6 protein-coding genes are annotated in these 7,277 nt (G+C 51.2%); all 6 read right to left on the minus strand.

Annotated features, from left to right (window positions below; all coding sequences use genetic code 11):
- Positions 1-15: 15 nt before the first annotated feature.
- Positions 16-2,004, minus strand: coding sequence for a DNA repair helicase YoaA (gene yoaA, locus HA050_RS21335; RefSeq protein ID WP_166830482.1), 1,989 nt, complete (start codon positions 2,002-2,004; stop codon positions 16-18).
- Between the two features lie 156 nt (positions 2,005-2,160).
- On the minus strand, positions 2,161-2,970 hold the full coding sequence (locus tag HA050_RS21340) for an SDR family NAD(P)-dependent oxidoreductase (RefSeq protein WP_240929226.1): 810 nt from the start codon (positions 2,968-2,970) through the stop codon (positions 2,161-2,163).
- A 14-nt stretch (positions 2,971-2,984) separates the two neighbouring features.
- A complete protein-coding gene (gene hpnE / locus HA050_RS21345) occupies positions 2,985-4,304 on the minus strand; it encodes a hydroxysqualene dehydroxylase HpnE (protein WP_308418924.1) in 1,320 nt (439 codons plus the stop codon).
- Entirely contained in the window at positions 4,292-5,128 is an 837-nt protein-coding gene (gene hpnD / locus HA050_RS21350; RefSeq protein WP_166830484.1) for a presqualene diphosphate synthase HpnD, read from the minus strand. Before hpnD ends, hpnE begins: the two co-directional genes overlap by 13 nt.
- 91 nt (positions 5,129-5,219) lie before the next feature.
- Complete coding sequence (locus HA050_RS21355; protein ID WP_205836546.1) at positions 5,220-5,855, minus strand: DUF4136 domain-containing protein; 636 nt, start codon at positions 5,853-5,855, stop codon at positions 5,220-5,222.
- A complete protein-coding gene (aroC, locus tag HA050_RS21360) occupies positions 5,855-6,955 on the minus strand; it encodes a chorismate synthase (protein WP_166830487.1) in 1,101 nt (366 codons plus the stop codon). The genes HA050_RS21355 and aroC overlap by 1 nt, the downstream gene beginning before the upstream one ends.
- Positions 6,956-7,277: the final 322 nt, after the last annotated feature.

Consider the following 7,277-nt stretch of genomic DNA (forward strand, 5'->3'; position numbering starts at 1 on the left):
CCATGAGGGCAGGTACTAAGGCTCAGCCTGCCCGCCACTCGTTTGATCAGGCACAGCATTTGCGTCTTGCTGCTGCTGACGCTTAACTTCAAAGAAGCGCTGCACCGTAGCCAGCTCTCTTGATCTGAACATTGGCGGCAGGCTTTTCCAGATCATTTTTCCATATTGTTTTTCGACTAAACGCTTGTCGGCAATCATCAGGATACCGATATCGGTTTCATCCCGAATCAAGCGCCCGGCACCCTGCTTTAAGGTAATCGCGGCATGCGGCACCTGGTAATCCATAAATGCGCTGCGGCCCGATTTATTAATTTGCTCAATACGCGCCGATAAAACCGGATCATCCGGCGGGCTGAAGGGCAGCTTATCAATCACCACAAGGGAGAGTTGCTCACCTTTCACATCAATCCCTTCCCAGAAGGTTTGGCTGGCCACAAGAATAGCGTTCGGTGCCTGGCGGAACTTATCCAACAACTCGGTGCGCGAGCCTTGCCCCTGCAGAAACACCGGCCATTCCAGCCCTGCAGCTTTCAGCTTTTCCAGTACCAATTCATGCGCTTCACGCATTGCACGCAAGCTGGTAAACAATAGAAAAGCATGGCCTTGCGTGGTTTGCAGCAGCGGCCAGGCTTTTTCCATCACTTGCATGGTAAAGTCTGGCGCATTGGGCTCGGGCATATCTTGCGGTACATAAAGCGCCGCTTGTTGCTTGTAATCGAAAGGACTTTCCCAAGTGGCTTCAACAGCATCCCACAGGCCAAGCTCGTGCTTAAAGTGGTTAAAATGACCATTCACAGCTAAGGTGGCCGATGCAAATACCCATGCGCGCGGATTCGACTTCAATTGTTTTTGAAACAGCTGGGCAATATTCAGCGGCGTGGCGTGCAGAATCAGCCCGTGTGATAACACATCCACCCAGTGCACACTTTCTTCATCGTCGCCTGCTTTCCAGCGTTTCAGGATATCCACGAACTCCAGCGCGCGAATCTGGCAATTTTCCAGCCCCTCAGCCCGCTCCGCCTGCTTGCCCAGCAAATCGCACAGCGTACCCAGCTTTTCAGCGACCACATCCAGTGCAGGGATAAACTCCGGGTTTTGCTGCTCAAGCTGGTGCAGCGGAAAACGCGTGGCATCCGGTTTAAACACCAGCCGCAAATCTTTCACCGCTTTTTCCAGTGCTTCTGCCGCAGCGGGCAGCATAATAAAGTCTTTGGCCACAACCAGTGCCTCAGCCCGCGAATCATGCGCCAGATCGATCAGCTGGCCAGACGTCAGCGTCTCACCAAAAAAGAGGCTCGCTACTTCGGGAAGCTGATGCGCCTCATCAAAAATAACGGTATTGCAGGCTGGCAACAGCTCACCTGCGCCTTCATCCCGCAGCCAGACATCAGCAAAGAATAAATGATGGTTCACCACCACCACATCGGCATCTTGTGCGTCTTTGCGTGCTTTCAGCACAAAGCAATCCTGATGACTCGGGCAATCCTGGCCAAGGCAATTATCCCGGGTAGATGTCACATGCCCCCAGATAGGCGCGTTTTCCGGCACGCCAGGGCAAGCCGCTTTATCCCCTGATATTGTTGTTTTGGCGTAGCGCTGCACTTTGACTAAATCGGCAACGTCTTCTTTGCGCATAAAGCGCCCTTCCTGCTCGGTGCGTGCCAGATGGTAATGACAGACATAATTTGAGCGCCCCTTAAGCAGGGCAATGGTCACCGGCACCTGCAATACTTTGCGCACAGTTGGAATATCGCGGGCAAACAGCTGATCCTGCAGTGTTTTGGTACCGGTTGAAACAATCACTTTGCCGCCAGACAAAAGGGCGGGCACCAGATAGGCAAAGGTTTTACCCGTGCCCGTGCCGGCCTCAGCAATCAGCTGGCCCTGGTTCTTGATTGCAGTTTCAACGGCTTGCGCCATTTCTAATTGCTGCACGCGCAATTTATAGCCAGGAAACGCATCGGCAAAGGGGCCGTCGTCGGCAAAAACCGCATCAAGTGTCATAAACTCAGGCCAAAAAGCAAAGACAGGATTGTAACAAGATGACAGCACTTCTCTCTAAATGATTGTTGAATAAAATGCACAAAAAAAAGCCCCACCAGCGGTGGGGCCATAAGGGGACGAAGCAAGCACTAACATTCATTAGCACTCAAACTATGATCATGCCTCTGCAGACAAGTTCCCGTCCCCTGCACTTTTATTTACAACGCTGTCAGCCAGCAAAGTTTTCCCACTCTGCCCACGGCTGGCATCGCCCATCCAATACAAAATAGCCGGCACAATCGAGCTGGCAGGCGGCAGGCTTTCACGCGTTTCACCCGGATGTGTTTTCAGGCGGAATGGCGATTGAATCGGGCCGGGCACTAAAAGATTAATCCGCACGTGTTCCATGGTTTCCCACTCGGCAGCCGCAATCTCAACCAGGTTTTTTTGCCCGACTTTGCTGACGCTATACCCACCCCAATAGGCATTAGGCGCAAAAGCGTGATGCTCGCCCAGGATCAGGATGCTGGCGTCTGGTGCTTCTTTTAAAAGCGGGAATAAAGCACGGTTCAGCACAAAGGGCGCGGCAACGTTCACTTTGAACATTTCCACCCACTCTTCCATCTTCTGATTAGCCAGCGGCGACAAATGGGTAAAGCCATTCGCGCAATGCAAAATACCATCGAGGCGACCAAATTCTTTTTGAATCAGCACCGCCATTTGTGCAATCTCTGCCTCACCGGATTTTGCCAGATCAAAAGGAATCGCCGCGGGCTGCGGATAACCCGCCGCTTCAATTGCGTCATACACTTTGGCGAGTTTTTTCTCATTGCGGCCCAACAAAATCACCGTTGCGCCATGCTCGGCAAGCGCCATGGCCGCAGCTTCGCCGATACCCTGCCCCGCCCCGGTGACTAAAATCACGCGGCTGCGAAATGCACCTGCCGGTGCCTGATAGTTTTTCCAATCGCTCATTACTTCACTCATTTTTATCCCTTTTATCAGAGCTTATTAGTTAATTCTTGCAGCAGACCCTCTGCAGCCGCCTTACCGCTTCTTACTGCACCTTCGAGCGTGGCCGGATAATCACCCTTTCCCGCCAGCCCTGCGGTGTAATCCCCTGCCAGCCAAAAACCTGCAGCACAGGTTTGATTGCCCGGGCGCTGCAAATCTGGCGTACAGGCAAAAGTAGCCCGCTTCTCAGTAATCACCCGATACCAGAGCGCACTTTGCGGCAAAGCTAAACGCTGATGTAATTCCTGCATCAGCAGCTTTGCCAGCTCATCCTGCACCAGTGCCTGATGCTGCCCCTCTGCCGAGATCACAACCGCGATAAGTCCTGCGGTATTGTGCGTATACCCCCGGTCAAATACCCACTGCGCCATTGAATCACTCAGGCCCAGCATAGGTTTAGGCAGTTGCACATCAGAAGCGTATTGCAAATAAACCGTTACTATCGGCTGGTAAGTCCAGTCACGCACCTGTAAGGGCAGCACATCGGGCTCAGAAACTTGCAAAGCAGACAAACCATGCGGTGGCAATGCACAGACCACCGCATCAAAAACCTCGCCCTCACCATTAAGCTGCCAGCCACGGCCTGATTTAGCCACACGCCGGATGCGGCGCGAGCGGTAAACATGCCCACCTTTTTGCTCAATAAACCGGGCCGCTGCATCGGGATACAAAGCCGAAAAATCCACCCTGGGCAGCAGCAAATCTGAGGCCGCACGCGCGCCCCCAAAACTATCCCGCAGCACATTTAATAAAACCTGTGCAGAAGCCTGCTCCAGCGGAGTATTTAATGCGGCGACGGTCAGTGGTTGCCAAAACCGGCTGATTAATACATCAGGCTGGCGCTGTTGCTTAAGCCAGGCGCTCACTGTTATATCCTCAGCCAGCCGCCATTTTGCCGCCTGAGCCACACGAATCGTGCGCACTAAAGCAAAACGCTCAGCCCAGGACAAGCCTTTAGCAAACAGCAAACCCAAAGCGAGGTGCAAAGGTGCGGGTAATTCGGGACATGCCAGCCGAAAGCCGGGCTCCACTACCAGCGCCATGGGGCGACGCAAAAAAGCGGCATGGCAGTCTGCGCCTGCTTTTTCCATCATGCCCAGCAGGCCGGTATACGCACCAATCACAAGGTGCTGACCGTTATCAAGTGATTTGCCTTCCAGCCCTACTTTTCTGGCCCGCCCGCCAAGCACTTTGCCAGCCTCAAACACACTGACATGAACACCTGCCGCAGCAAGCTCTGCGGCGGCCGTTATACCCGCATAACCAGCGCCCAGCACCGCAACAGAGTATTGGTTTAACACAGCCACCACGTTTTCCACGCCAGCCATAATTTACGAATCGGGGTTAATGAAAGCCTTTGATTCAGGACCTTACCTACACCATCATTTTTAATTTCTTGCAAAGTAGCACGATAAATCGCCGCCATCACAAGCCCTGTGCGCTGCGGCTTTTTATCAACGGCCGGTAATTGCGCTAAAGCCTGCGCATAATATTGCTCAGCACGCTCAATTTGAAAATCCATTAATGCCCGAAATTCTGGTGTTTCACGGCAAGCCAGAATATCGGCGGCCGGAACATTAAATTGCTGCAATTCAGTCACAGGCAAATAGATCCGGCCACGACGGGCATCTTCACCCACATCACGAATAATATTGGTTAATTGAAAGGCTAATCCCAAATCATGAGCATATTTAAGCGTGCCGCGATCTGTAAATCCAAAAATTTGCGCGGCCATTTGCCCCACAACAGACGCCACCCGGTAGCAGTACAGTTGCAAATCTTTAAAGCTGTTATACCGGGCCATATCCAGATCCATCTCCATACCGTCGATGATTTCTAAAAACAGCGTTTGTTGCAAATCAAATTTTTTAATGGCTGGCGATAAGGCTAAGGTCACAGGATGCTGAGGAGTGCCCGCAAACAGCTGATCAATTTCATTACGCCACCATGCTAATTTCGTTCTCGCCACGCTTTCTTCATGGCATTCATCAACCACATCATCCACTTCACGGCAAAATGCATATAAGGCAGTAATCGCTTTTCTTTGCTCTAAAGGCAAAAAACGAAAACTGTAATAAAAACTGGAGCCACTTTTGGCGGCTTTATCTTCACAATATTGCTCAGGGGTCACGGGTTTTTCCGTTTAAATAATTAGCGTAAAACAGCTATCACTGTGCGGTATTTTCCGTTTAATCATAAGAAAAAGACCGCTGCGTTCAGCCTCATTGCTCAGGTAAAATAATTTTCACTTCACGATTTGATCCGGAAACGCCAGGAAACTGCTCAAATAAGGCACGAATCAGCCATGGCACAGCAGGCTCAATCGCATCATCAGAGCTGCGATTCACCGCTTTACCTTCAAATAATTTTGCAAAGCGCCCGGCAGCCAAATCTTTTCTGTCCAGTATATCCAGTGTCAGCTGACGGCTATAAACCGTGTCACTGACAGGCCTGCTGCCTATAACACCACTTTCTGTGCGGGTGTAAGGAACTAAAACCACGCCATTTGAAGTGGAAACCCGGCGATAGTAGGTACTAAAACCAACCGTTCCCCAAATCGGCTCCTGGCTTGTCACCGTTTTGCCACCATCAACCTGATACTGCAAGCGCACCAGCCAGTCTGCAGCGCTCATATTTGGCTCGTAAACGTAGCCTTTACGCATCAGCTCGGCACTGACATCCTCTTCAAAATCACGCTGAGCCAGGCTTTGCACTTGCGAAGCATTACGCTCAAAAGCAAAACGCTGAGCAGCTGGGCTGCTTGCCAGGTTATGCCTTACGCTTACTGTTGCTGCAAATTGCGGTGCGGCACAACCTGTCAGAAATACCGCCACCATGGCCATCAGCTTAAGCATCATTAAATCCTTTTTGCAGGAATACGTGGCGTATCTACTTTGACATCACCACACTGAGCACGGTGACGCAGAGCGTGATCAATCAGTACTAAAGCCAGCATGGCTTCAGCAATCGGCGTGGCCCGAATCCCCACACAGGGATCATGCCGCCCGGTTGTTGCCATTAGCACCGGATTACCTTCTTTATCAATAGAATGGCGCTCTTGTGCAATGCTGGAAGTTGGTTTGACCGCCAGATTCACCACAATATCCTGGCCGGTAGAAATGCCACCTAAAATACCGCCAGCGTGATTGCTCGCAAAGCCAGTTGGCGTAAGTTCATCGCAATGCACCGAGCCTTTTTGCGCAATACTTTCAAAGCCAGCGCCAATTTCAACGCCTTTTACTGCATTAATATTCATCATTGCGTAAGCAATTTCTGCATCTAATCGATCATACACAGGCTCGCCTAAGCCAACCGGTACATTTTCTGCCACCACGGTAATTTGCGCGCCAACCGAATCGCGCTCTTTACGAATCGCATCCATATAATCTTCAAGCTGCGGCACGATTTCGGCATTAGGCGCAAAAAATGCATTACCGCTGACTTCATCCCAGCTCTTAAATGGAATGGCGATTTCACCCAGCTGGCTCATATAGCCACGGATCTGAATCCCATATTTCTCACGTAACCATTTTTTAGCGATCGCTCCCGCCCCAACACGCACTGCTGTTTCACGCGCGGACGAGCGACCACCACCACGCGGATCGCGAATGCCATATTTATGCCAATAGGTGTAATCGGCGTGGCCAGGGCGAAATGTTTCAACAATCTTGCCATAATCCTGACTGCGCTGATCCTGATTACGAATCAACAGCGCAATCGGTGTGCCGGTGGTTTTACCTTCATAAATCCCCGACAAAATCTCTACTGTATCCGGTTCTTTGCGCTGGGTCACATGGCGGGAGGTGCCGGGTTTGCGACGATCTAACTCAGCCTGAATATCTTCAACACTCAAATCCATTCCGGGCGGGCAACCATCCACCACACACCCAATCCCTGCCCCATGGCTTTCGCCAAATGAAGTTACCGTAAACAATAAACCAAGCGTGTTTCCAGACATTCCAAATCCTCAGAGCCAGTGGCAGACAGATAGTCTGAATTCTAACATGGACAGCCATCTATCCAGGCTTACAAGTAAACATGAGGTCGTGTATTTTTTACTGCTATTAACTTATCCCTCTTGCAGGCTGGGATAGCAGCTTTATCGCGCAACCCAACAAGCAACCCCACTGGCAGTTGCTGCTCCATTTCTTCTGCGCAAAGCAAAACCCCCGCCTCTTTCGAGTACGGGGGTCTTGTTTACTGCTTTAGGGTGTCTGGCAATGACCTACTTTCACACAGGTAATCTGCACTATCATCGGCGCTAAGGTGTTTCACTGTCC

The organism is Iodobacter violaceini (genome assembly GCF_011601265.1).
GTDB lineage: Bacteria > Pseudomonadota > Gammaproteobacteria > Burkholderiales > Chitinibacteraceae > Iodobacter > Iodobacter violaceini.

What these genes read in the sequence shown, in the direction of transcription:
- HA050_RS21340 (WP_240929226.1), bottom strand. Translation starts at nt 2,970, where the DNA reads ATGAGTGAAGTAATGAGCGATTGGAAAAACTATCAGGCACCGGCAGGT.
- yoaA (WP_166830482.1), bottom strand. Translation starts at nt 2,004, where the DNA reads ATGACACTTGATGCGGTTTTTGCCGACGACGGCCCCTTTGCCGATGCG.
- HA050_RS21355 (WP_205836546.1), bottom strand. Translation starts at nt 5,855, where the DNA reads ATGATGCTTAAGCTGATGGCCATGGTGGCGGTATTTCTGACAGGTTGT.
- aroC (WP_166830487.1), bottom strand. Translation starts at nt 6,955, where the DNA reads ATGTCTGGAAACACGCTTGGTTTATTGTTTACGGTAACTTCATTTGGC.